This is a genomic window from Acetoanaerobium noterae, assembly GCF_900168025.1.
GTDB lineage: Bacteria > Bacillota > Clostridia > Peptostreptococcales > Filifactoraceae > Acetoanaerobium > Acetoanaerobium noterae.
In genome coordinates this window covers 154067-178066 of sequence record NZ_FUYN01000004.1, presented here as the reverse complement: position 1 = coordinate 178066, position 24000 = coordinate 154067, and the positions used below count along the sequence as shown (strand labels likewise).

The window sequence follows — 24000 nt, the reverse complement described above, 5'->3', positions numbered from 1 at the left end:
TGCAGGAGGAATGAATATGAGGCTTGTTACTCGTTCGGATTTTGATGGATTAATTTGTGGAATGCTATTGAAGGAAGCTGATATTATAGATAGCTGGACATTCGTACACCCAAAAGATTTACAAGATGGCTTATTTCAGCCTACGGAAAATGATGTACTTGCCAATGTTCCTTATGTTAAAGGGTGTGGAATGTGGTTTGACCATCATACATCTGAAAATGATCGTTTAGGATGGAATCAAGATGTCAAAGGAGAAAGTAGACTCGCACCTTCTGCAGCAAGAATCATATATGAATACTATGGCGGGGAATCAAAATTTCCGAACTATAAAGAAATGATTGAAGCAGTTGATAAAGTTGATTCTGGTCAAATTTCAAGAGAAGAAATTTTAAATCCAAATGGGTGGATACTGCTTGGTTTTATATCTGACCCAAGAACAGGCTTAGGAAGATTCAGAGATTTTAGAATTAGCAATTACCAGCTTATGGAAGAGCTGATTAATCTTTTTAGAAATATGAAAATAGAAGAAATTCTTGAGTTACCTGATGTAAAAGAACGAGTTGATATGTATTTTGATCAAACAGAAAAATTTAAAAGTATGGTAGAAAAACATACAGCAATTAAAAATAATGTAATAATAACAGACCTTAGAGATGTTGATACTATATACACAGGAAATAGATTTATGATATATAGCTTATATCCTGAGCAAAATGTTTCTATGTGGATAGTAGATGGAAAGCAAAAACAAAATGTTAGCATTGCTGTTGGTTATAGCATATTAAATAGAACATGCACTGCAGATATAGGAAAGCTAATGCTAAAACATGGCGGTGGAGGTCATAAGATGGTTGGTACTTGTCAGGTTCCATATGACTCAGCCAATGACGTTATAAATGAAATAACTGATTATCTTATGGACAAGTAAGCTCTTATAATATAATAAATCAAATATTAATAGAAATGGAAGGTAAGATTTAATGAATAAAATTACACTTGGCAAAAAAGACTGGACAGTAAAAATAGCAGAGGTATTACTAGATGGAATAGAGCTAGATGAAGTTCTGGGTTATTTAAAAAGTATAGAAGACGTAATAATAGGAATGAATAGTAATCAAGACTATATGTTAGTTGAAGAGAATAAATCAAGAACCTATATAATTAGGAAAAATGAAAAAGACTTAGAGCTAGCGATACTAAGTATAATGGATGCTAAGGATATACTAAAAAAATAATCTAAAGAATTTGAAATTTTTTAAAGCAGGGACTGGAGGGAATTTTATGGATGAGACAGCTATCTATGAACTATCAAAAATCATCCAAGCTAGTGAAAACATAGTGTTTTTTGGTGGAGCAGGAGTGTCAACTGAGAGCAATATCCCAGATTTTCGCTCAGAGGAAGGCATATACAACATAAAATCAAAATACAATTTCCCTCCAGAAACCATGCTCAGTCATAGCTTTTTTATGAATCAAACTTCGCTTTTTTATGACTTTTATAAGACCTCGATGATATTTCCAAATGCAAAACCAAATCTAGCACATCATACACTTGCAAAGCTTGAGCAAATGGGAAAGCTAAAGGCAGTAATAACTCAAAATATAGATGGACTTCATCAAGCAGCTGGCTCAAATAATGTACTAGAGCTTCATGGAAGTGTTCATAGAAATTACTGTATGGGCTGTCATAAGTTTTTTGACCTTGACTATGTATTAATCTCAGAGGATGTTCCTCTATGTGATGTATGCTCTGATATAATAAAACCAGATGTAGTTTTATATGAAGAGGGTCTTGATTACGAAGTGATAGAAAAATCAGTATCGGCAATTCAAAATGCAGATACCTTAATAATAGGGGGAACTTCCTTAAGTGTGTACCCTGCGGCAGGCCTTATTGATTACTATAGAGGAGATAATCTGATACTTATAAATAAGGGCGAAGTTTATAAAAAAAGCAAAGCAAGACTAGTATTTAGAGATAGCATAGGCGAAGTACTTGAACTGGCTATCAAATAAGGAGACAAAATGAAGGATCCATCACAAAATATAGGATTAGTTCTTAAAGAGATAAGATTTAAAAGGGGATTAACTCTTGATGAAGCTTCAAAGTTAACGGGTGTGAGCAAGGCAATGCTAGGACAAATTGAAAGAGGAGAATCCGTTCCTACGATATCAACTTTATGGAAAATATCTACTGGGCTAAAATTATCATTTTCTGAATTTCTAAGTAGTAAAAAACAAGACTCAGAAGTAATTGATATAAATGCTTTAGAAGCTATGTTTGAATCGGATGGTAAAATGATATTATATAATGTTTTTCCATTTAACCCATTTCTGGGATTTGAATATTTTTATATAAAGCTTCTTCCTGGAGCGTATCATCAAGCTTCACCTCACAATAGTTCTTGTGAAGAGTATATTACTGTTACAAAAGGAGTTTTAAAGCTTATTGTTGACGAAAATCAATATATACTAAAAGCACCTTCAGCAATTTCCTTTAGAGGTGATAAAGTCCACATATATTCTAACCCTTATGAAGAAGAGGTCATATTTCAAAATATAATAAAATACTAAGAACGAAGATAATTTCTTCGTTTATTTTTTTGTACTTGAATATGTTATAACGCACAATGTATAATATAGCATAATAATATAAATTTTGGGTTAAGTAGGAGGTATACAATGACTACTGCTAGAAATGAAAGCGCTAGGCTAAATTATATCAATTCAAAACCAGCTATATCATACCAAAGAGCCAAGCTGTGGACTCAGTCTCATAAAGAAACTGAGGGACAAAGCATAAGCCAACGAAGAGCAAAAGCTTTTAAATTCACCTGTGAGAATCTAGATGTTAAAATTTTTGATAATGAGCTTATAGTAGGAGCAATAGGAGAATTTAGAAAGTGCGGGATTCTTACACCTGAATTTTCGTGGACATGGGTAGACAAAGAAATGGATAATTTTAGCAATAGAGTTCAAGACCCTTATGAAATAACAGATGAACAAAAGAGCTACGTTAGAGAGGCTATATTCCCGTACTGGGAAGGAAAGTCTTTAGAAGAGGCATTCTTATCACGTCTACCTGAAAAAACTGCTAAAATAGCCGTAGATACTGGAATAATTGACAATGATTCGAAATGGAGACAAGCAGTAGGAGAAATCACTCCAGATTATCAGGATGTATTATTTAAAAAAGGGTTTAGCGGAATAATAAAAGATGCTAAAGCTAAGCTAGAAACTTTATCCCTTTATATTCCAGAGGATATCGGGAAAATAGATTTTTATGAATCAGTTATCCACACTTCAGAAGGGATAATAACTCTTGCGAAAAGATATTCAAAAGAAGCTGAAAACCTAGCATCAATAGAAATAAATTCAAATAGAAAAAATGAGCTTATAAAAATTGCCCAAATATGTAAAACAGTTCCAGAAAATCCACCAACTACATTTCATGAAGCAATTCAGTTCGTTTGGTTTACTCAACTAGGGGGAATATTATCTGAAAATCCACTGGCATTAAACATAGGTAGATTCGATCAGTTCATGTACCCTTATTATAAATCGGATATAGAAAGTGAAGAATCAAGCAAGGATGATATTCAAGAACTAATCGAAGCTTTTTGGATTAAAATATCGGAGTGGGTATGGACTATTTCTGCCAACACAGCAGAATTCTTTGCGGGCTATAATCAATTTCAAAATCTAACTGTAGGTGGTAAAACAAGAGATGGGAAAGATGCAACAAATGAGCTTTCATATATGTGTCTTAAAGCTACTAAAAATATTAAAACCCATCAGCCAGGCTTAAGCGTTAGAATTCATCAAGACTGCCCTACAGAATTTCTTGAGGCAGTAACTGATTTAGTAAGCATTGGAACAGGATTCCCAGCTATACATAATGATAGTGCAGGATATCAAATGCTCATAAACGCTGGATATGAGCCTGAGGATGCTAGAGATTGGAATAATTGCGGATGTGTTGTACCTCATTTTAGAAAAACAGGCGAGTGGACCTCTGCTGTAAATATAAACTTTGCTGCAGCGCTAGAATTTGCACTTAATAATGGTATAAGTAGAATATATAACGAGAAGCTTGGAATCACAGATAAATCAGCAGTTCATTTTAAATCATTTGATGAAGTAGAAAAAGCTTTCTATGATGAATTTGATAAATTAATAGAGCATTCAGTTATATCTACACTTGTAGCACAAAAGCTTCACAAAGAAATGGTTCCGAGACCTTTTTTGAGTTCATGTATAGAATCATGCTTAGATAAAGGTGTAGATTTGGTTGATGCAGGAGCTAAATATAATTTAGGTCCAGTTCTTACAGGAATTGGATTAGCAGTAGTTGCAAATTCATTAGCTGTTATAAAAAAATTAGTATTCGAAGATAAGCTAATTGAAATGAAAGATATTATTGAAGCTATGAATGCAAATTGGGAGGGCTTTGAAGAGCTAAGAAATATGGCAATAGAAGTGCCGAAATATGGCAATGATGATGACTATGTTGATAATATAGCCCGTGATATAGCAAATCATTACTATAAAGTAGGACATTCATACAAGGACATAAATGGAAAACCTTTTAATACAGCGTTTATGGGAATTTCAAATTATTTGCCTACTGGAAAGGTTATAGGAGCTACCCCTTGTGGAAGAAAATCAAAAGAACCACTATCGGAAGGAGTATCACCTTTTGTGGGCAGTGATAAAACTACACCTCTGGCAGCTATGAAATCAGCCGCAAAATTAAATCAAGATGTACATTCAGGAGGAACATTGCTAAATTTAAGACTAAATGAAAACCTCGTAAATACTAAAAGAGGGCAAAGTAATTTAGGAGCAATGATTCAATCCTTCTTTGCACTTGGAGCTTTTCATGTTCAGTTTAATACTATATCAAGTGAAATATTAAAAAAAGCTCAACAAACGCCAGAAGAATATAAGGATTTATTAGTACGTGTAGCAGGTTATAGCACTCAGTTTGTCAATCTTTCGAAATCAATGCAGGATGCCATAATTGCAAGGACTTCTCATGATGAATTTTAATATATCGAAAAAGGCTCTTAAAGGTTATTTTATGAAGCCTCAACATTTTTCAGTAAATGATGGTGAAGGAATTAGAACGCTTATATTTCTTGCAGGCTGTCCGCTTCGATGCATCTGGTGCTCAAATCCAGAAAGTCAGATTGAGCTATGTAATAATAGTCAAGTTTATAGCGAGTTTATTAAGGAATACAACATAAATGAAATTGTAGATGAGGTTATAAAATACAAAACCTTCTATAGATATTCTGGAGGTGGAGTTACATTTTCTGGAGGAGAGCCTACTCTTCAATTAGAAATGTTAAAATCACTTTCTGAAATTTTCTATGATAAAGCAATCGATATGGCAATTGAAACATGTGGCTATTTTGATTTTATAAAAGTAGAAGCAGTTTTAGATAAAATGTCAACTATTTTTGTGGATATTAAACATATGGATTCATCAAAGCATATTAAGCTGACAAGTAAAGATAATAAGCTTATTTTAGATAATATAAAGAAAATGGGAGAAAAGGATTTACCACTAATAATCAGAATACCTTTGATTGAAAGTATAAATTCAGATAAAGAAAACATAATTAATACAGTTGAATTTATGAAATCCTATATAAATAATCCTAAATTAGAATTCTTACCACATCATTTTTATGCTGAAAAAAAATATGAACAGCTTGGAATAAAAGCTGCATCTAAAAATCTCAAAGCACCATCATCTATTTATATTAGTGAGCTAAAAAAGCTTGCAATGTCTTATGGAATTGATGTTGTAAAATATTAAAAAAGTACAAGCTCAAAATCTGGGCTTGTACTTTTTTAGCCTATGAATTATCTCTATTTTAACCTACAATTTTAGACTCCAGAATTTTCGCCTCGGCATATTTTGTCATCAGGCTGTTTATTTTTTCTATATACTCATTGAGCTTTGAATCACCTTCAAAACATATCACCATCATCATAATATGCTTACTTTCTTCAGTTACCTGAGTTCGAACAGAATCAGAAGTTGTAGAAGCAAAGTAACCCTCATCATCCTTAAAAACAGGCATATTTTCAAGGTTGATTTGACCTCTTCCTATACCCTCATAATAGTCTCCCGCATTTCCCTTTGTGAATACTACATCGCCTTTAACTTTAGCTAAATCTACACACCCAAGACTATGGCCAGTCTCTAGCGAAATAAGATTGTTTATATCAACTATATTATTTACCTTATATAAATCCATTCCTTTAGGAATACGGCGAATAAGTGAATCTGAAGAAACTCTATATCTGCTAGGGTCTTTGCCCAATTTTTTATATGATCTTCTAGCAGCTTGAATACTTTCTATTTTAAGTACATCCTCTAAAGTAAGAGTTTCCTGAAGATGCTTATAAACAGAGTCAATCATGCCCCATAGTTCATCATCGCTAGGCGAAACCACAACATTTGCTTCAATTATACCTAGCTGTAGATTAGGTAGTATTTCTTTTACTTGTTCATCAATTCTAACATTCATAGTGTAACCTCCAAAATAATATATTATGAAAAAATTAAATAATTGTATCAAGACTGTAGTCTATAAGCTCATCGTCTTTATAAGTGAACCTAGCAGTAAAAAAATTGTACTTATTCATCCACTCCATAAAAATCTTGTCACCTTCAAGCATATCAAGCTGATTGATATCTGATTTTGGAATCCATTTTAGTTTTCCTTCTTCATTCTCAATTACATCTCCAGAAAAATCATCACAAGAAAACAAAAACATATACCAGTCGTTATCTCCCATAAAGTCAGGAAAGGTTATAAAACCACGAAGCTTTACACTATTAGCTTTTAGATTACTCTCCTCATATATTTCTCTTATGATGCACTGTTCAGGGGTTTCGCCAGGATTCATCTTACCCCCTAGTCCTACCCATCTATTCATATGAATGTCGTTTTTCTTTTTTATCCTATGCATCATCAATATCTGATCGTCACGCTCTATATAGCAGTGAGTAGATAAAATCATAGCCATCACCTGCACTTATCAAAATTAATAAACATACAAAAATATTGTAACACACAAATAAGTATACAATAAACAAAATAAAATAACTTTATTTTTATAATATAATCCAATGAGGCTAAAAAATAATAAATATGATAAAATATAATTAGAAAGCTATAAAATAGCCATTCATTTAAAAATATTTCAAAGAAGAATAATATAAAGATGGAGGTATTACTTATGTCAAAAGTCTATTTTAAAAAAGTTACTGATAAATCTGAAGAAAAACTAAGCAAAGCGGCTAGAGAGTTACTTGAAGTTTTAGTAAAAAATGAAAATCATATCTGGGAAAAAACAGTTCCCATGAAAGTGCATTTCGGTGAAAAAGGCAACACTACATATATAAAACCAGCCTGTTACAAGGATGTAATAGAATATATGGGAGAAAATCAAATAGAAAGCGCCTACATAGAGACAAATGTACTCTACAGAGGCTCAAGAACTACTAGAGATAGTCATATAGAGCTTGCAAAAGAGCACGGTTTCACTCAGCTTCCAATAATCATAGCAGATGGGGACCATGGGGAAGCTTATGACGAAATAAAGATAGATAAAGAATACTTCTCAACTTGTAAAATAGGGACAGAGTTTTCAAAATACAATCAATTTCTAGTTATGGCACATTTCAAGGGTCATGGGTCAGCTGGATTTGGCGGAGCTATGAAACAGCTTGCTATGGGTTTTGCAGCTAGAGGAGGAAAACTAGCACAGCACTCTGGAATAAGCCCAAAGGTAATAGAGAAAAAATGTATATCCTGTGGCCTTTGTGTAAAAAAATGCGATGTAGAAGCAATAGAAATGAAAGAAAAAGCATTTATTCACTCTGAAAAATGCGTAGGATGTGCAGGCTGTATAGCAGTATGTCCAGTAGGAGCTATAGTAAATGATTGGTCAGAAGTAAACTTTAAAGAAAAGCTCGCAGAATATGCGTATGCAGCTCAAAAAGACAAGGATAATGTATACATCACTTATTTGATTAATATAACTAAAGAATGTGACTGCATGGGTCAGCATATGGACGAAGTTGCATCAGATATTGGAGTATTTATTTCAAAGGATCCTGTAGCAATAGACGCTGCCTGTATAGATATGCTTCAAAATCAAAGTGAAGATAAGCTATTTGACGATGGAAGAGAATCTATAGAGCACGCTGTGAAAATTGGTTTTGGCTCTAAAGACTATGAACTAATTGAACTACAATAGGATGATTAAAAAATGAACATAGATATGGGAATAGGAAATGGCTTATCAGATTGCCATATACATCTTTCACTTAAATCAGGATTTACAATAAAGCAGTGGAACATGGCAGATGATAACCAAAAAACAGCTTGGATTTCTTCTATTTTAGAAAAATATAAGAAAAATAATATAATCTATCTAAAAGATGGGGGAGATGCATATGGCGTCTCCCTTTATGCAAAAAAACTAGCAGACAAGAATGGAATAAAGTATAAAACGCCTGGATTTGCCATATATAAAGAAGGTAGCTATGGAGACTTCCTAGGAAAAAGCATAAAAACTATGGGGGATTTTGATAGATTATTTGAGCAGCTTCTTAGCCTAGATATAGACCACGTAAAGCTTATAGTAACTGGTATTATGGATTTTGATAACTTTGGATATTACGAAAAAACTCAGTTTACACCACTAGAGCTAAATCATATGATATCAAGGGCGAAGAAAGAAAACCTTAAGGTCATGGTTCATGCAAATGGAAATGAAGCAGTAAAGATGGCTATTGATGCAGATGCTGATACTATAGAGCATGGCTATCTACTAGATAAACAAACCCTAAAAGAGTTCATAGGCTCAAGTACAACATGGGTACCTACACTTGCACCTCTTGGAAATATACTGAAATATAAGCCAAAAGCTATAATAAATCAGCTGGATACAGTTAATAAAATATATCAGCTTCAGATAGAAAATTTAAAATTTGCTCTTGAAAACAACATAGAGGTTGGACTTGGAAGCGATGCTGGAGCCTATATGGTAGAGCACCCAAATGGAATAATTGATGAAATAAATCTCATGAAAGAAGCTGGAATATCTCATAAAACTATAAAAGAGCTAATGATAAAACAAATCCAAAAAATAAAATAGAGCCAAAAGGACTGTGCTTATCCCAAAAATCTATATTTTGGGGATAATATAACACAAATATCCTCTTGACTCTTTTTTTATTTTTCACTAGTAGCAAATCTTTTCTTTAAAAAAATAATATCTTCATCTATATATCTATGATGGATTTTTGTAACATCAAACCTCAGAAGTTTAAAGGCAAATTGCACAAAATATCCTATACATAACGACATAATAACAGTACCAATACCTAAGGTTCCACCTAAAAGATAACCTATTGATAAAGCACAAATTTCGATAGTATTTCTAATAAATCTCACGGATTTATTAGTTCTTTTAGTAAGAGCAATCATAAGACCATCTCTAGGGCCTGAGCCTAGCTCAGCGCCTATATAAGCTACAGTGGCACATCCTATCACAAACATTCCACCTAGCATCATAATTAGACTAGGAATAAAGGAATCAAAAATAGGAATTAAATTGTTAAGCATTAGGATATCGATAAAATAACCTATGAAGTACATATTAAACACGGTACCCCAGCCTATGCGCTCTCCTAAAAAAAAGGCAATAATAACAATCATAAAACCTACCGCAATACTAGCTTGTCCCATAGTGATTCCAAAAGTAGTACTTAGACCTTTATGAAATACATCCCATGGTGCAAGCCCAAGATTTGCATTTATTGTCATAACTATGCCAACAGAATATAAAAATAGACCAAAAAATAATCTTATAAATTTATAAATAGGTGAAGCACTACTCAAAACACCATCTCCTTAAAGCTTTTCTAGGACTATGCAAGTTCGGCTAGGACTGTAAATTGTAATACAGTTTTCATTGAACTTAAGATTATTTATACTATGATACACTATGTCTCGGCTGACTCTGTTATAGCCTCCAAAGATATCCAAATCAGAATCGAAAACAGCCTTGTATGAATTAGAATCTTTAGTAGGGAAGCATAAATCAGAATATGAATCTGTAGGATGGAAGTTAAAAATGAAAATTAAATCCTGTTCTTTAAATACGATTAGCTTCCTTGTATCATCGATAAATAAGTCCTGAATAAACTCGCTTTTCTTTAGAATATCATGATTTTGAGCAAAATACACCATAAATCTATCAAAAGTACTCAAATAAGTATACTTAAGCTCCGAATTCTCTTCTAAGCTCCATTTTCTTAGAGCGTACTTGTAGCTCCAGCCATTTCCTTCTCTTGGAAAGTCTATCCACTCAGGATGTCCAAACTCATTGCCCATAAAATTCAGATAAGCTTCACTGGCAGCCGTCAAGGTAAAAAATCTAATTAGCTTATGAAGAGCTATAGCTCTATCTATTACGTAGTGGTTGTCAGATTTATGCATATGCCAATACATAACCTCATCGCATAGTCTAAACATAATCGTTTTGTCTCCAACCATAGCTTGGTCATGAGATTCACAGTAGCCTATACGTTTTTCATGGGGCCTTTTTGAACCGGCTTCATACCAGAGAGTATACATATTCCAAGTTTCATCTCTTTGCTCTAGCATCCTTATCCAAAAATCAGGAAGTCCCATAGCAAGCCTATAATCAAATCCCAATCCACCATATGAAATAGGAAGACACATTCCAGGCATACCACTCATATCCTCAGCTATAGTTATTGCAGTGGGTTTAATTTTTTTAATAAGAGCATTTGCAAACTGAAGATAAGTTACAGCATCCAAATCAGTATTGTCAGAGAAATACTGGTCATAACTAGTGAAACTCTTGCCCAATCCATGGTCTAGATAAAGCATAGAAGTAATACCATCAAATCTAAATCCGTCAAAATGATATTCATCCATCCAGTATTTGATATTTGAAAGTAAAAAATGAATCACTTCAGGCTTTGAGTAATCAAAAAGCTTAGAATCCCAAGCAGGGTGATTTCCTCTAGCTCCTTCATGAAAAAATTGATAGCTAGTTCCATCAAACTCATTTATTCCGTCAGCTGTATTTTTTACAGCATGAGAGTGAACGATATCCATAAGCACAGCTATATCCATACTGTGAGCGGTATCGATTAGAATTTTAAGTTCATCTGGAGTACCAAACCACGACGAAACAGCAAAAAAATTAGAAACATGATAGCCAAAGGATGCATAGTATGGATGCTGCATCACAGCCATAAGCTGAACTGCATTATAGCCTTTTTCCTTTATCTTAGGTAAAACAATATTTGTAAATTCAGAAAAGCTCCCTATAGCTTCCTTTTCCTGAGCCATACCTACATGGGCTTCATAAATAAGTAAATCTTGCTTTTTAGGGATTTTAAAAGAAGGAGTCATCCATTTATAATCCTTTTCGGGACAGTAGATTTGCCCTGAAAAACTATGCGTATTTAGGTCTTGGATTACACGTTTAATATATAGTGGAATCTTATCATGACTTACATTATCTTTAGTAACCCTTACCTTTACTAGGCACTCGTGCCATAGAGACTTTTTTCCATCAATGAAAATCTCCCAGTAACCATTACCTAAATGGGTAAGAGGATGAGAACTTGGATTCCAGTTATTAAACTCACCTATAAGATGTAGAGAATCGGCTCCAGGAGCCCATTCTCTATAGTACCATCCTTTATTTGACCTATGAAATCCAAAATAAAGATGACCATTTGCAAAATCAGTAAAATCATCGGCATCCGATAGTAGCTTTTTTCTATCTTTTTTGTATTTAGAAATCCTAGTTTTTATATGGTCTTCATAAGGCTCTAGCCATGAATCAAATTCTACTAACTTGATTTTAGACTTCTCCTTTTCCTTAGTTTTCATAGCAATACTCCATTCTAAACTTTAATCTCTTCCAAATAAATCTCCTATACCTATATTTCCAAGTAAACTGCCTTCGTCTTTAGATTTTCCGCCACCCATGCCACCACTAGCAGCATAAATTCTATTAGCAAGTCTACTAAATGGTAGAGATTGGAGCCATACATGACCTGGGCCTCTTAGTGTAGCCAAGAATAATCCCTCGCCACCAAATAAAGCACTCTTAACATTTCCAGCCATCTCAACATCGTAGTTTATAGTATTAGTCATAGCTACTAGGCAACCTGTATCAAGCTTCAATACTTCTCCAGGTGCCAATTCTTTTTGTATGATAGTTCCACCTGCATGCAGGAAGCTAAGACCATCGCCAAGAAGTCTTTGCATTATAAAGCCTTCACCACCAAATAATCCTGCGCCAACTTTTTTCTGAAAAGCTATCTCAACTCTTATACCTTTTGCAGCGCACAAAAATGCATCTCTTTGGCATATAATCTCTCCAGAGTATTCAGTTAAATCTAAAGGAACGATTCTACCTGGATACGGAGCAGCAAATGCAACAGACTTTCTATCTGGAGCAGTATTTGTAAAGCTAGTCATAAATAAACTCTCACCAGTAAGAACCCTTTTCCCAGCTCCTAGAACTTTACCCATGAGACCTTTGCCTTCATCACTGCCAGAACCATCGCCAAAAATAGTTTCCATACGGATATTTTGGTCCATATACATCATAGCTCCTGCTTCAGCTATGATAGTTTCGTTTTGATCTAGCTGGATTTCTACAAACTGCATATCATCTCCATGAACCTTAAAATCTACCTCATGTGCTCTTTTCATAAAATCATACCTCCTCATATGTGATATATGTATATTAACTCTAATAATATACCCAAGATAATCAAACCTCAACATACATACTGTAAAAAACTAGTAAAAATATATAGAAGGGAATATAAAATTTGATATAAGTAAATAATATGAATAAATATGTTTATCTTATACATTAAGAGATGTATAATCTAGGTATATATACTTATTAAAAAATTAACAAAACTGTGAAAAAATATAAAAAAATATTTCTTAAGGACTAATACTGTCCATCCCTATGTGTAAAATGAGAATATACACTAATAAACTGGGGTGAGACTATGGGAAAAAATACAAGAAAAAATAAAGCAAAAAATAAAATTACTAAAACAAGAACTATAGTAAAAAGGAATATACTTCAGAGAAAAAATAAGAAAATAGCAGATCTAAAAAAGGAAATATCTAAACTTAAGAAATACTACTCAAAAGATAACTTAACAAATACTTTTAATAAATCTAATGGAATAAGAAGGTTACAGCTTGAATTAAATAGAACAATTACTCAAAATGCTCCAACAACTATAGCTTTTATAGATGTAGATAACATGAAAGCAATAAATGACACATTTGGACACTGCTCAGGAGACAAACTTTTAGTTAGCCTAGGAAGTGTAATAACATCAAGCATTAGAAAGGATGATTTTGTATTTAGATTCGGGGGAGACGAGTTTGTAATTGTATTTCCTAATGCAGACAAAGAGCAGGCAACCAAAATTATAAAAAGAATACAAGAAAGTATTTCAGCTATAAATCAAAAAGAAAAACTTCCATTTTATATCAGTATCAGCTATGGAATCTCAGAATATAATGGAAAAACTAAAATAAAAATAAATGAATTTATAAAAAATGCAGATATAGCCATGTATCAAAATAAAAATTTGAACAAAGCAAATATGAATCAAGAAAAAAATCTAGTTCTAAATTAATAAAAAATATATGAGGTAGGTGATGACATGGGAAAAATACATGACAGTTCTAAAACTTTTAGAATGCTAAATATATTCGAAAGGCTAAATAAAGGAGAGATTTTATCCAAAGACCGACTTTCATTAGAATATGATGTTAATCAAAAAACCATACAAAGAGACATAGAAGACCTAAGGTGCTACATCCAAGAAAAACACTACGAAGAAAAAGACAGCACGATAAAGTACGATAGAGAATTAAAAGGCTACAAACTCATAAAATTCCAAAGAGAATGGCTGACAAACGAAGAAATAATGGCTGTATGTAAGATAATCTTAGAAAGTAGAGCATTTTGTAAAGATGAGCTAGACCTAATAATAAAAAAACTTCTAGAACAAAGCCTACCAGAACATACAACTCATATAAATAAAATTATAAAAAACGAACAATTTAATTATATTCCATTGCAACACAATAAAAAACTAATATCTGTAATATGGGAGCTTTCAGAAGCTATAAACAAAAATGAAAAAATAAGTATAGACTACACAAGACAAGACAACAACAGAAGAGAAAGGATAGTAAAACCAGTATCCATAATGTTCTCAGAATTTTATTTCTACCTTATAGCATATAACGAAGATACTGATAAAGAAATTCCTATAGTCTATAGAATAGATAGAATAAATAGCTACAAAAACCTTCATGAAAAATTCGAAGTCCCACATGGTAAAAAATTTCAAGAAGGAGAATTTAGAAAAAGAGTACAATTCATGTACTCAGGAGAACTAACTAGAGTAGAATTTGAATTCACTGGCTCATCAGTAGAAGCCATACTAGATAGACTCCCTACAGCAGAAATCATCAGCCAAGAAGGAAATAAATACACAATAAAAGCCGAGTCATATGGTGATGGGATATACATGTGGCTAGGGGCTCAGGGGGATAAGGTCAAAATATTACCAAAGGAATAAAAATTAAAATATTCATTATCAAATATCATTTTAATGATATTTGATAAATTTAAATTTGAGGGTTGAAAGGAAATGCGACCAAATGTACGAAAATAAAGTAAATTATGATTTAGAAATAAACACAGAAGATAATAAAAAATTAATATTATCTAAAGATAAATGTGATAAATATGACTATTTGATAGCAGTAGCTTGTGGAGCTATTGGTGGAATGGTAGACATTTTTTTAGTAGGTTCACCAAAAGATAGTGTTTTAACAAAGTGGACTGATGAACAAGTCGATAATAGCGTAAAAGGGTTTGCAAAAATGGTTGGATGGTCTCCTAGAGAAGGTAACGAGAGCAATGTTGCAAGTGCTATTGGATTTTTAGAGAAAAAATTTAACGTTAATTATGATCAGAGGCATAGTGGTGATGTTAATAATCTATTTAATATGTCAACAAAAAATCATCATATGATGTCATTAAGCCACTCACCAGATATAGTTGGCTTATTTTTCTCAATACTAAATCAATTTACATCAACATCATCATTCATAGCAGATGGAAAGCTTATAACCATATCTACAGATAATCAATTTGAGTTGAGAGGGAATAACTTTATTTCAAAATTGTTTTGTGGAATAGCAAACTGGTTTGGACACTTGATGTCAGATATATCTGGTTCATCAGGAAGTAGAGGTAACAACGGTAGAGGTTCTGGTATAGTGATACCTTTTTATGAATTATTTGGATTTTGTAAATTTGGAAAATTTAATGTAGGTAAAGATAAACAAGATTTAGCTACCATAGCAACAAGAGCATTTCAAGAAGGATATGATTTTAGGTTTGGTATCTCATTAGCAATTCCAGTAGTTATTACAGATTTATCTATTAGATTAATTTGGTCTCTAAGAAGATATTTTCAATATGGAAAGCCTTTAAATGAATGTATTCCAAGTAAAAAACATGCTGATTTAAGAGTAATGCTCTTATTTGGAAATGGAACATTATGTGTAATGGATGGCATAGATGCTGGAGTTAGATCTGGAGGAAATTTCTTATTATTTTTTATGAGATTAAACTTGATAGCATGGTTTCGATTCATAACATTAGTTCTAAAAGAAATGTGTATAAGATTAGGAATAAATGACTCATTACTTATCAATATTGAATCTTACAAAAAAATCAATGAAGTTTTGTTAATTTATTTAAGTGATATTGAAAAAATAGATATTGATTTATTTAAAAAGGAAACACAAGAATACAATAAATTAGTAAAAACATATTTAAATGCAAAATCTGATGAAGAATTAAATATATTATTATTAGACACATTCGAAAAATTAGGAATTAAAAAAGCTTGGGAAGGAGATTTTGATGAACATATGTCCAATAAGGAAGGAACATTGGTGTTTGAATGATGTATAAATGTGATATGTGTGGTTGTTGTTGTAGGCATATAGGAAATTCAGAAATATATAAAGATTTAGATAATGGACATGGAGTATGTAAGTATTTAGTTGGAAACTTGTGTTCAATTTATAATAATCGACCTTTATTATGTAGGATAGATGAAACATATAATCAAATATTCTACAAATTAATGGATATAGAAATGTATTACAATTTAAACAAAATTGAATGTGAAAAATTAAAAAAAATGGAGGAATGATATTATGCCAATACCACTGATTTTAGGAGTTGGAGCTGCAATAGCTGGAGTTGCTGGAGTAGGGACAGCTGCACATGGAGCAAAAAAAATGAAAGATGCAAATGATACAATGAAAGCAACTGAAAGTCAGCATAGAAGAAATATTGAAAAATTTGAAAACCAAAATAAACTTACTAATGAAAAAATGGATGAATTAGGTAAATTAGAGTTAAAAGTTTTAAAAGGCTTTGAAGATTTTTCGAACGTTATAGAAAAAATTCAAAATAGACCTAAATTTGAACAATATAATAAAGATGGAGTGAGTCTTCCGACATATGATAAGGAAGAATTAAAGACAGTTTCCGTAGGAGCAGGGGTGCTTTTAGGAGGGGTAGGAGGAGCAGCAGCTGGTACATTTGGTGGTTTTGCGGCTGCTGGAGCAACTACATCTGCAGTAATGGCATTAGGAACAGCGTCAACAGGGACTGCCATAGCGTCTTTAAGTGGCGTTGCAGCTACAAATGCTACTCTAGCAGCTTTAGGAGGAGGAGCCATTGCAGCTGGAGGTGGTGGAATAGCACTAGGAACAACAATATTAGGAGCTACTACTTTAGGAGTCGGGCTATTAGTAGGAGGAATTATTTTTAATGTAACTGGAGGAAAACTATCTGATAAAGCTGACGAAGCATATTCACAAATGAAAAAAGCAGAAAGTAGTATAAATAAAATTTGTAGCTATTTATATGAACTTGAAAAAACTGCTGAAGATTATACTCACTCTATTAATATAGTAAGAAATAAATATTTAGAAAGTTATAACTATATTTCATACGTTGTAAATAAATTGCACAAAGTAGATTGGAACGAATTTTCAGAACAAGATAAATTGGTAGTGAAAAATACTGTTATGTTGGTAGGATTGCTTTATAAAATGTGTAAATTAAATTTAGTAAATAAGGCTGCAAACGAAAATGAAATGAACACAATAAATAAATCTGGAATCAATATTATAAAAAATGACTCAATACAAGTCATGAATAGTGTAATTTAATAATAGCTATTAGTCGGGATGTGCGATAATGTGCATCCCTATTAAATTTATTGTAAATGTTGGTTTTATGAAATTGTTATTTGAATTTAAAAATTAACTTAATCAAATTATAAACCTTGGTTTATTCAACTTCTAGCAGTACTGGGAGATATCAGCATCAGTGTAAGTATATTTAAGGAATAAGAACTAGCAAACATATTGCAAGTCTGCCTAGATAGTACGGCAAAAAAATCCTCCTTCCCACACCTCAGCAGTATATATGGCAACAGTCCCATCAGAGCTGATTGGAACATTTAACATCATATTTTATAACACACCTCAAGAGGCAGTAGTTAAGCCACTATGGGTAGAGTGATAAATTTAAAAAAATAATTTTATGTAAATATGGGTATAAATACAGTGTTATTAATTTTGTTATATGGGGAGGGCTTATTAATGAAAAGTTTCAAATGCATTTCATTTGTACTTGCTTTAAGTGTCATATTATTTTTAGGTACAGATTCAGCATTATCAATGACATCTCAGCCTATGACATCTATTACTCCAGTAATATCTATAACACCTGTGATACCCATAACCCCAGTGACGCCGCCAATAGTTACAAATCCACCTATTGTAGCAAAACCTCTTGACCCAGGATTAATTGACAAAATAGTAAATCCTGACTTTCAATATACAACAGCAAATGGATTAGCTACTATAACTAAGTATGTCGGAAATGACCAAGATGTTGTTATTCCGTCACAAATGGGTGCATATCCAGTAGTTGCAATCGGACCAAATGCTTTTTACTATTCAAACTTGACTAGCGTAGTTATACCTGAAGGAGTTATAGAACTACAAACTGGATCGTTTAGCTTTAACGAAAATCTTAAAAGTGTAACTCTACCAAGTACTTTAAAAGTTATTGGAGAGGATTCATTTGTTAATTCAAAAAGTCTAACAGAAATAACGCTTCCAGATAGTCTTGAAGAAATCGGGGAATTTGCATTTTTAAATAGTGGATTAAACCAAATAATAATACCTTCTAAAGTTAAAACGATAAGTAGTATAGCATTTGACGGTTGCAAAAATCTTCAAAACTTTATTGTTAACCCTGGAAATCAAGTATTTTCAAGTAGAGAAGGAATATTATATAAAGATAATGATATATTATTTGCTTGCCCTACTACTAAAAAAATTACAGAAATTCCAGCAGGAACTAGAGAGATAGGAAGTAGTGCATTCCGTTCAAATAAAAATTTAACTGAGATTTCAATTCCTAGTTCAGTAAAATTTATTAATGGTTCTGCTTTTTTATATTGTAGTAATTTAAAAAAAGTAGTGATACCAGCTTCTGTAGAAAAAATAGGAATAGGGGCATTTAGTGCTTGTACATCTATCACAGACATAGAATTTAAAGGAGAATATACAAAAATTGATAAATGGGCATTTAAAGATTGTATTAGTTTAGCTAATGTTAAGCTACCATCAAAACTTGATAAAATAGAAAATAACGCTTTTAGCAATTGTAATGCTTTAAAGACTATTGCTTTACCTTCTACTATTACGGCTATTGATGACTCTGCATTTTCACTTTGTTATAATTTGAACCAAATAAATTTGCCATCAAGTGTTGATACGATAGGAGCTTATGCATTTAAGTCTTGCACTAATCTCACTGATATTACAATCCCTGAGGGAGTTGTTTCCATAGGTAATTCAGCATTTGAAAAATGTACTAGTCTTACAAGCATAAGCCTACCATCTACTATTACTCAAATGGGGAAATACGCATTTAAATTTTGTACTAATCTTAAACAAGCAAGATTTTATGGTGATGCGCCACAAATAGGGAAAGAATTATTTGCAAATGTCTCACCTGAATTTAAAATATATTATTTAAATAGTAAGCTTAATTGGTCATCGCCTACATGGAATGCATATTTATCTGTAGGGGTTGATAGTTTTGTTGATTTACCAATTATACCTATTATGAAAGTAAATTCTATTCCTATTTCAAAAGATAGTATACCTGGTGTCAATGAAAAAGTAGACTGGAATGAATTATTGGAACAGGTAAAGCCTGAACCTATAGATTTATTGCCAAAGCAAATACTACCTACAGTTAAGCCTGAAATACCTGGAGCAATCAGTCCGTCTATCCCAAATGTAATTACACCAAATCTTGGTGGAAATGTTGACATTTTGATTAATGTAGGAAAGACAGATTATTTAGTAAATCAAACTTCAATTAAGATTGATGCTAGTCCAATTAATATGAATGGCAGAATTATGCTGCCAGTGAAATATATAGCTGAGCCTCTTGGAGCTACAGTAAGTTGGAATAAGGATGAACAGAAAGTTACTATTACAAATGATAAAGTAGTATTAGAGCTATGGATAGGGAAAAATATAGCTATGGTAAATGGAAAGTCACAAATGATAGATGAAAAAAATCCTGATGTAAAACCAGTAGTTATTCCTCCAGGAAGAACTATGTTACCGCTTAGGTTTATAGCTGAGCAGCTAGGCTGTGATGTAGAGTGGATAGCAGAGAGCAATCAAGTTAAATTAAAATATCCAAGAGCAGTTGACAAACTAGATCCACAACCAGAGCCGCCAATGGATTATCTAGATCCTCAACTAGAACCACCTATAGGAGATAGATTATAAAAATTTATGCTAAAATTATATTGAGATAAATAAACATCATCAAGTACAAGTAATATTTGTTGATGTTTATTTTTTATTCAATATTATATAGAATATAACTACCAAGGAAAGAAATTACATTATGATTAAATAAATCATTAGCTAAAGGAGTATTCAGCTATGAAAAGAAAAAGCGAATATTTTCAAGGATGCTTAATAGGTGGAGCTATAGGAGATGCTCTAGGATGGCCAGTTGAATTTATGAGATATAGTCAGATTAAAGGTAAATATGGTAAAGAAGGGATTCATGATTTAGTAATATCTTCATCAGGAAAAGCTGAAATTACAGATGATACTCAGATGACTATATTTACAGCAGAGGGGATATTAAGAGCTGATAGTGTTCTTAATAATCAACAAATCTGTGATGAAGCTTTATCAGTTTATTACTCATATCAGAGATGGCTTATCACACAGGGATATACCAAGGTTAAAGAGTATGAGCATATATATGATGGGTGGTTATTGAATAAAGTAGAGCTAAATGCTAGAAGAGCTCCAGGAAACACATGTCTATCAGCACTCTCTAGTAAAAAACAAGGCTCTATTAATAATCCAATTAATAACAGCAAAGGCTGCGGAGGGATTATGAGGGTTGCTCCAGTTGGGCTTTATTATGAAAAAGAAAAGGCTTTTGTTATGGGAGCTGAGTTTGCAGCGATTACACATGGTCATCCATCTGGATATCTTTCAGCAGGAGCTTTTGCTTTTTTAATAGCTTCATTAATTGAAGGAAATGAAATTGAACTAGCAATAAATGAGACTATAGCTGAGCTAATAAATTACGATAACCATAAGGAATGCTCGGATATATTAGTAAAAGCACTTGAATTAGCAAAATCTAATGTAAGTGATGAAGAAGCCATTTCAGAGCTAGGTGAAGGATGGGTAGGAGAAGAAGCTTTAGGAATTTCAGTATATTTTTCACTTAAATATAGCAATGATTTTGAAAAAGGTCTTATAGCTTCAGTGAACCACGATGGTGATAGTGATAGTACAGGGTCTATTACAAGAAACATCTTGGGAGCTTATTTAGGGCTTGGCAAAATCCCTATGAAGTGGATGGAAAGTGTAGAGTTAAAGGATGTATTACTTAGATTAGCAAATGAACTGCTTAATAAGAGTAGTAATTAATGATTTGTCTTTTTATTTATAAAAACTAATAGCAGTTGTAATGAGCATTCTTATATATAAAAAAAATTATATATATAAATTTGAAACCTTTTTGTGTTGGTGTTAAACTAGTATTCAAACAGTTTAATGGAGGTTTTCAGATGAGTTACGAGTTAAGGAAGTATAAGGAAGTAGATTTTAATGATGATTTATTCAAAAATGCGCAAAATGCTAAGTATGAACTAGTAGAAAAGGACAGAGTAGCGCCCGATAACTATCATGCGATGTCGATATATCCCGAATATTTTAAAATAGATGGTAAGTGGATTTTGGCAGAAGAAAGCAGAATGGACTGTGTACCAGTACTAAGAGAAGATAACTCAATTGATATCGTTGAGTTCAGAAGATTAAAAACTGAGGACAAGGTGATTGTTGGAAGAACTGAAGATGCTAGTGAGGGAATTTATGTACATTTTGAATGTTTTGAAGACAATAACCCATGTACTAATGATGCATTTTGTTTTAGGGCAGGTAGATCTAGAGAAACATCTTATACTAAAGATTATGAAGAACTGTATGAGCTATTGAAATATGAGAAAGAAAATGGATATATTGTTTGGGTTTTAGGACCGGCTGCTGTTTTTTCTAAGGGAGCTAGAGAAGCTATGTCCAGCTTGATTGACAACGGCTATGCTAATGTTCTCATAGGAGGAAATGCTATAGCAACTCATGATTTAGAAGGTGCATTATTTCAGACAGCTCTAGGACAGCATATATATACTCAGGAGTCTGTAAAAGATGGTCACTATAATCATCTGGATGTACTAAACAAAGCAAGTAAAGCTGGTTCTATTGAGGAATTGATAAAGCAAGAGAATATTAATGAAGGAATAATATATTCATGTGTAAAAAACGATGTTCCTCTTGTTTTAGGGGGATCTATAAGAGATGATGGACCTCTTCCAATTGTTATAGCTGATGTATATGAATTTCAAGATGAGATGAGAAAGCATGTAAATAAAGCTACTACTGTGATATGCTTAGCTACTCAACTTCATACTATAGCGATAGGGAATATGACACCATCATATAGAGTTGAGAAAGATAAAATAAGACCAGTTAATTTTTACACTATTGATATTTCTGAGTTTGCAGTAAATAAATTAAAGGATAGAGGTAGCCTAGAGGTTGTTACGATGGTTACAAATGTCCAAGATTTCTTGGAAAAATTAAATACCAATCTGACTAAATAAGTTAAGCGACTATCCTGGTTTTATATAGTTAGTTTACAATATAGTGCATTTAGCGAATTACTAATTTTAGATAGTTTAAAATTGTAGATTCTCTAAATGCACTTTTTTAGTTTTTTTGAATTAGGTTAAAATTAAAAAAATTAATAAGGAATTTTGAATGTTATTAATGTAGACTTTTTATAAGTCATCAATTTTTATTATTTTTTCTTCTCCAGATACCATATCTTTAATTTTCACTATTTTATTTTTTACTTCTTCCTCGCCTACTATAATTACATTTTGGATTTTTAAGTTGTTTGCGTATTTAAGTTTTTTCTTAAGTGAAGCATCATCAAAATATATCGAAGCTCTAGAACCGTTAGCTAGTAGCTTATCAAGTATGATAGAGCAGTAATCCATAGTATCGCCTAGAGGAAGTATAATGAAGTCATCGCTTCTATTTAGATTATAGATTTCTATGAAGCCTATTTCTTGAAGTACGAAAAATAATCTAGTTAATCCAATTGATATTCCAACCCCAGGAAGAACAGTATCAGTATAGTTTTCAGCTAGGTTGTCATATCTTCCTCCAGAACATATAGAGCCATAGCTTTCATTTCCTATGAGCTTTGTTTCAAATACTGTACCAGTGTAATAATCTAAGCCTCTAATGATTTTTAGGTTTATATCATATTCTTTTTCCTCAACTTTTAAAATTTCTAGCATTTTTACTACTCTAGCGATTTCATTTACACCCTCAGCATAGGTTTCATTTATATCAAAACCTTTAAGCTGATTTATAATTTGAGCTGAACTACCATTTATGCTCATAATTTTATTTATAAAATTGCTTTTTTCTTCTCCTATTAGCTTTTCTAATTCGGCTTGAAATTCATTTGTTGGCATCTTATCGTATTTATCAATTAAGTTCATAGTTTCAAATGTATTTTCTATTTGTAGATATTCAAATATTCCACTGAGTATTTTTCTATTGCTGATTTGGAATTTGTAGTTAGGAAGCTTTATTTCTTTGAAAGCTTGAGATGCTAAGCTAATCACCCAAGCATCATTGTCTACACTTAGCTTATCTTTATTGATTACATCTATATCTAGCTGATAAAATTCTCTATATCTTCCTCTTTGATTTCTTTCGCCACGATAGACTTTCCCTAGCTGATATCTTTTGAATGGAAATTCTAATTCGTTTATGTGCTGTGCTACATATCTGGCAAATGGAACAGTTAAATCAAATCTAAGAGCAAGGTCGTTTTTTCCTTTTTGAAATGCATAAACTTGCTTTTCTGTCTCGCCTCCAGATTTTACTAATAGTACATCAGCTTTTTCTATTACTGGTGTATCAATAGGATAGCAGCCATTTTTTTCATATACCTTCAATATTTTTGTAGCGATATCATCAAATATTCTCTGCTCGTTTGGAAGCAGTTCCATAAATCCTGGTAGTATAGACGGCTTAATAAAGTTTTTACTCATGTAAATTTCCCCCTTTTTTATATTAAAAAAAGCTATGTGAGTGTATATCTCACATAGCTTATAATAAACTAACTTAATTT

Annotated in this window: 21 protein-coding genes; 15 read left to right on the top strand and 6 right to left on the bottom strand. The window is 32.4% G+C overall.

Going from position 1 to position 24000, the window contains the following annotated elements:
- The first annotated feature begins 16 nt into the window (after positions 1–16).
- From B5X47_RS09350 to B5X47_RS09325, 6 genes are all read left to right on the top strand, one after another.
- Positions 17–928, top strand: a complete 912-nt coding sequence (locus tag B5X47_RS09350) for an exopolyphosphatase (RefSeq protein ID WP_079589870.1) — start codon at positions 17–19, stop codon at positions 926–928.
- Between the two features lie 52 nt (positions 929–980).
- Positions 981–1235 carry a hypothetical protein gene (locus B5X47_RS09345; protein ID WP_079589869.1) on the top strand — a complete coding sequence of 85 codons (255 nt, stop codon included), beginning with the start codon at positions 981–983 and terminating at the stop codon, positions 1233–1235.
- Positions 1236–1281: 46 nt separating this feature from the next.
- Positions 1282–2016: an NAD-dependent protein deacylase gene (locus B5X47_RS09340; RefSeq protein WP_079589868.1), complete on the top strand. Its 735-nt coding sequence runs from the start codon at positions 1282–1284 to the stop codon at positions 2014–2016.
- A 9-nt stretch (positions 2017–2025) separates the two neighbouring features.
- Positions 2026–2574 (top strand): helix-turn-helix domain-containing protein, encoded by a 549-nt coding sequence (locus tag B5X47_RS09335; protein ID WP_079589867.1) that lies wholly within the window; start codon positions 2026–2028, stop codon positions 2572–2574.
- A gap of 108 nt (positions 2575–2682) precedes the next feature.
- The gene (locus B5X47_RS09330) at positions 2683–5052 is read left to right on the top strand and encodes a glycyl radical protein (RefSeq protein WP_079589866.1); all 2370 of its coding nucleotides are present in this window, start codon (positions 2683–2685) and stop codon (positions 5050–5052) included.
- Positions 5042–5827, top strand: coding sequence for a radical SAM protein (locus B5X47_RS09325; protein WP_143215803.1), 786 nt, complete (start codon positions 5042–5044; stop codon positions 5825–5827). Before B5X47_RS09330 ends, B5X47_RS09325 begins: the two co-directional genes overlap by 11 nt.
- A gap of 58 nt (positions 5828–5885) precedes the next feature.
- Here B5X47_RS09325 and B5X47_RS09320 read toward each other — a convergent pair whose 3' ends face one another.
- Together B5X47_RS09320 and B5X47_RS09315 are read right to left on the bottom strand one after the other, a co-directional pair.
- Positions 5886–6545: a B3/B4 domain-containing protein gene (locus tag B5X47_RS09320; protein ID WP_079589865.1), complete on the bottom strand. Its 660-nt coding sequence runs from the start codon at positions 6543–6545 to the stop codon at positions 5886–5888.
- 34 nt (positions 6546–6579) lie between these two features.
- A complete protein-coding gene (locus tag B5X47_RS09315) occupies positions 6580–7041 on the bottom strand; it encodes an NUDIX hydrolase (protein ID WP_079589864.1) in 462 nt (153 codons plus the stop codon).
- Between the two features lie 219 nt (positions 7042–7260).
- Here B5X47_RS09315 and B5X47_RS09310 point away from each other — a divergent pair, with 219 nt between their 5' ends.
- Together B5X47_RS09310 and B5X47_RS09305 are read left to right on the top strand one after the other, a co-directional pair.
- Positions 7261–8283: a DUF362 domain-containing protein gene (locus B5X47_RS09310; RefSeq protein WP_079589863.1), complete on the top strand. Its 1023-nt coding sequence runs from the start codon at positions 7261–7263 to the stop codon at positions 8281–8283.
- A 12-nt stretch (positions 8284–8295) separates the two neighbouring features.
- Positions 8296–9186, top strand: a complete 891-nt coding sequence (locus tag B5X47_RS09305; protein ID WP_079589862.1) for an amidohydrolase family protein — start codon at positions 8296–8298, stop codon at positions 9184–9186.
- Positions 9187–9263: 77 nt separating this feature from the next.
- Here B5X47_RS09305 and B5X47_RS09300 read toward each other — a convergent pair whose 3' ends face one another.
- The 3 genes from B5X47_RS09300 to B5X47_RS09290 are packed head-to-tail and all read right to left on the bottom strand — an operon-like array spanning position 9264 to position 12797.
- Positions 9264–9932 carry a YczE/YyaS/YitT family protein gene (locus B5X47_RS09300; RefSeq protein WP_079589861.1) on the bottom strand — a complete coding sequence of 223 codons (669 nt, stop codon included), beginning with the start codon at positions 9930–9932 and terminating at the stop codon, positions 9264–9266.
- Positions 9933–9944: 12 nt separating this feature from the next.
- On the bottom strand, positions 9945–11966 hold the full coding sequence (locus B5X47_RS09295) for an alpha-amylase family glycosyl hydrolase (RefSeq protein ID WP_079589860.1): 2022 nt from the start codon (positions 11964–11966) through the stop codon (positions 9945–9947).
- Positions 11967–11987: 21 nt separating this feature from the next.
- The gene (locus B5X47_RS09290; RefSeq protein ID WP_079589858.1) at positions 11988–12797 is read right to left on the bottom strand and encodes a TIGR00266 family protein; all 810 of its coding nucleotides are present in this window, start codon (positions 12795–12797) and stop codon (positions 11988–11990) included.
- 311 nt (positions 12798–13108) lie between these two features.
- Between B5X47_RS09290 and B5X47_RS09285 the strand changes: the two genes are divergently transcribed.
- From B5X47_RS09285 to B5X47_RS09245, 7 genes are all read left to right on the top strand, one after another.
- Positions 13109–13753 carry a GGDEF domain-containing protein gene (locus B5X47_RS09285; protein WP_079589857.1) on the top strand — a complete coding sequence of 215 codons (645 nt, stop codon included), beginning with the start codon at positions 13109–13111 and terminating at the stop codon, positions 13751–13753.
- A 27-nt stretch (positions 13754–13780) separates the two neighbouring features.
- Positions 13781–14707 carry a helix-turn-helix transcriptional regulator gene (locus B5X47_RS09280; RefSeq protein WP_079589856.1) on the top strand — a complete coding sequence of 309 codons (927 nt, stop codon included), beginning with the start codon at positions 13781–13783 and terminating at the stop codon, positions 14705–14707.
- A gap of 82 nt (positions 14708–14789) precedes the next feature.
- A complete protein-coding gene (locus B5X47_RS09275; RefSeq protein ID WP_079589855.1) occupies positions 14790–16109 on the top strand; it encodes a hypothetical protein in 1320 nt (439 codons plus the stop codon).
- A 255-nt stretch (positions 16110–16364) separates the two neighbouring features.
- On the top strand, positions 16365–17390 hold the full coding sequence (locus B5X47_RS09265) for a hypothetical protein (protein ID WP_079589852.1): 1026 nt from the start codon (positions 16365–16367) through the stop codon (positions 17388–17390).
- 435 nt (positions 17391–17825) lie between these two features.
- Positions 17826–20045: a leucine-rich repeat protein gene (locus B5X47_RS09255; protein WP_159446446.1), complete on the top strand. Its 2220-nt coding sequence runs from the start codon at positions 17826–17828 to the stop codon at positions 20043–20045.
- 159 nt (positions 20046–20204) lie between these two features.
- Positions 20205–21218, top strand: a complete 1014-nt coding sequence (locus B5X47_RS09250; RefSeq protein WP_079589850.1) for an ADP-ribosylglycohydrolase family protein — start codon at positions 20205–20207, stop codon at positions 21216–21218.
- 140 nt (positions 21219–21358) lie between these two features.
- On the top strand, positions 21359–22450 hold the full coding sequence (locus B5X47_RS09245) for a putative NPN-dependent ornithine cyclodeaminase (protein ID WP_079589848.1): 1092 nt from the start codon (positions 21359–21361) through the stop codon (positions 22448–22450).
- A 177-nt stretch (positions 22451–22627) separates the two neighbouring features.
- On the opposite strand, the gene hisS is transcribed toward B5X47_RS09245, so the two are convergent.
- On the bottom strand, positions 22628–23920 hold the full coding sequence (hisS, locus tag B5X47_RS09240; protein WP_079589847.1) for a histidine--tRNA ligase: 1293 nt from the start codon (positions 23918–23920) through the stop codon (positions 22628–22630).
- Between the last annotated feature and the right edge of the window lie 80 nt (positions 23921–24000).

Excerpts from the sequence above, each read along its gene's own strand:
- B5X47_RS09255 (WP_159446446.1), top strand. The coding sequence starts at position 17,826 with ATGAAAAGTTTCAAATGCATTTCATTTGTACTTGCTTTAAGTGTCATA.
- B5X47_RS09325 (WP_143215803.1), top strand. The coding sequence starts at position 5,042 with ATGAATTTTAATATATCGAAAAAGGCTCTTAAAGGTTATTTTATGAAG.
- B5X47_RS09305 (WP_079589862.1), top strand. The coding sequence starts at position 8,296 with ATGAACATAGATATGGGAATAGGAAATGGCTTATCAGATTGCCATATA.
- B5X47_RS09330 (WP_079589866.1), top strand. The coding sequence starts at position 2,683 with ATGACTACTGCTAGAAATGAAAGCGCTAGGCTAAATTATATCAATTCA.
- B5X47_RS09315 (WP_079589864.1), bottom strand. The coding sequence starts at position 7,041 with ATGATTTTATCTACTCACTGCTATATAGAGCGTGACGATCAGATATTG.
- hisS (WP_079589847.1), bottom strand. The coding sequence starts at position 23,920 with ATGAGTAAAAACTTTATTAAGCCGTCTATACTACCAGGATTTATGGAA.
- B5X47_RS09250 (WP_079589850.1), top strand. The coding sequence starts at position 20,205 with ATGAAAAGAAAAAGCGAATATTTTCAAGGATGCTTAATAGGTGGAGCT.
- B5X47_RS09280 (WP_079589856.1), top strand. The coding sequence starts at position 13,781 with ATGGGAAAAATACATGACAGTTCTAAAACTTTTAGAATGCTAAATATA.
- B5X47_RS09265 (WP_079589852.1), top strand. The coding sequence starts at position 16,365 with ATGCCAATACCACTGATTTTAGGAGTTGGAGCTGCAATAGCTGGAGTT.
- B5X47_RS09335 (WP_079589867.1), top strand. The coding sequence starts at position 2,026 with ATGAAGGATCCATCACAAAATATAGGATTAGTTCTTAAAGAGATAAGA.
- B5X47_RS09245 (WP_079589848.1), top strand. The coding sequence starts at position 21,359 with ATGAGTTACGAGTTAAGGAAGTATAAGGAAGTAGATTTTAATGATGAT.
- B5X47_RS09275 (WP_079589855.1), top strand. The coding sequence starts at position 14,790 with ATGTACGAAAATAAAGTAAATTATGATTTAGAAATAAACACAGAAGAT.
- B5X47_RS09345 (WP_079589869.1), top strand. The coding sequence starts at position 981 with ATGAATAAAATTACACTTGGCAAAAAAGACTGGACAGTAAAAATAGCA.
- B5X47_RS09310 (WP_079589863.1), top strand. The coding sequence starts at position 7,261 with ATGTCAAAAGTCTATTTTAAAAAAGTTACTGATAAATCTGAAGAAAAA.
- B5X47_RS09340 (WP_079589868.1), top strand. The coding sequence starts at position 1,282 with ATGGATGAGACAGCTATCTATGAACTATCAAAAATCATCCAAGCTAGT.
- B5X47_RS09295 (WP_079589860.1), bottom strand. The coding sequence starts at position 11,966 with ATGAAAACTAAGGAAAAGGAGAAGTCTAAAATCAAGTTAGTAGAATTT.
- B5X47_RS09320 (WP_079589865.1), bottom strand. The coding sequence starts at position 6,545 with ATGAATGTTAGAATTGATGAACAAGTAAAAGAAATACTACCTAATCTA.
- B5X47_RS09350 (WP_079589870.1), top strand. The coding sequence starts at position 17 with ATGAGGCTTGTTACTCGTTCGGATTTTGATGGATTAATTTGTGGAATG.
- B5X47_RS09290 (WP_079589858.1), bottom strand. The coding sequence starts at position 12,797 with ATGAAAAGAGCACATGAGGTAGATTTTAAGGTTCATGGAGATGATATG.
- B5X47_RS09285 (WP_079589857.1), top strand. The coding sequence starts at position 13,109 with ATGGGAAAAAATACAAGAAAAAATAAAGCAAAAAATAAAATTACTAAA.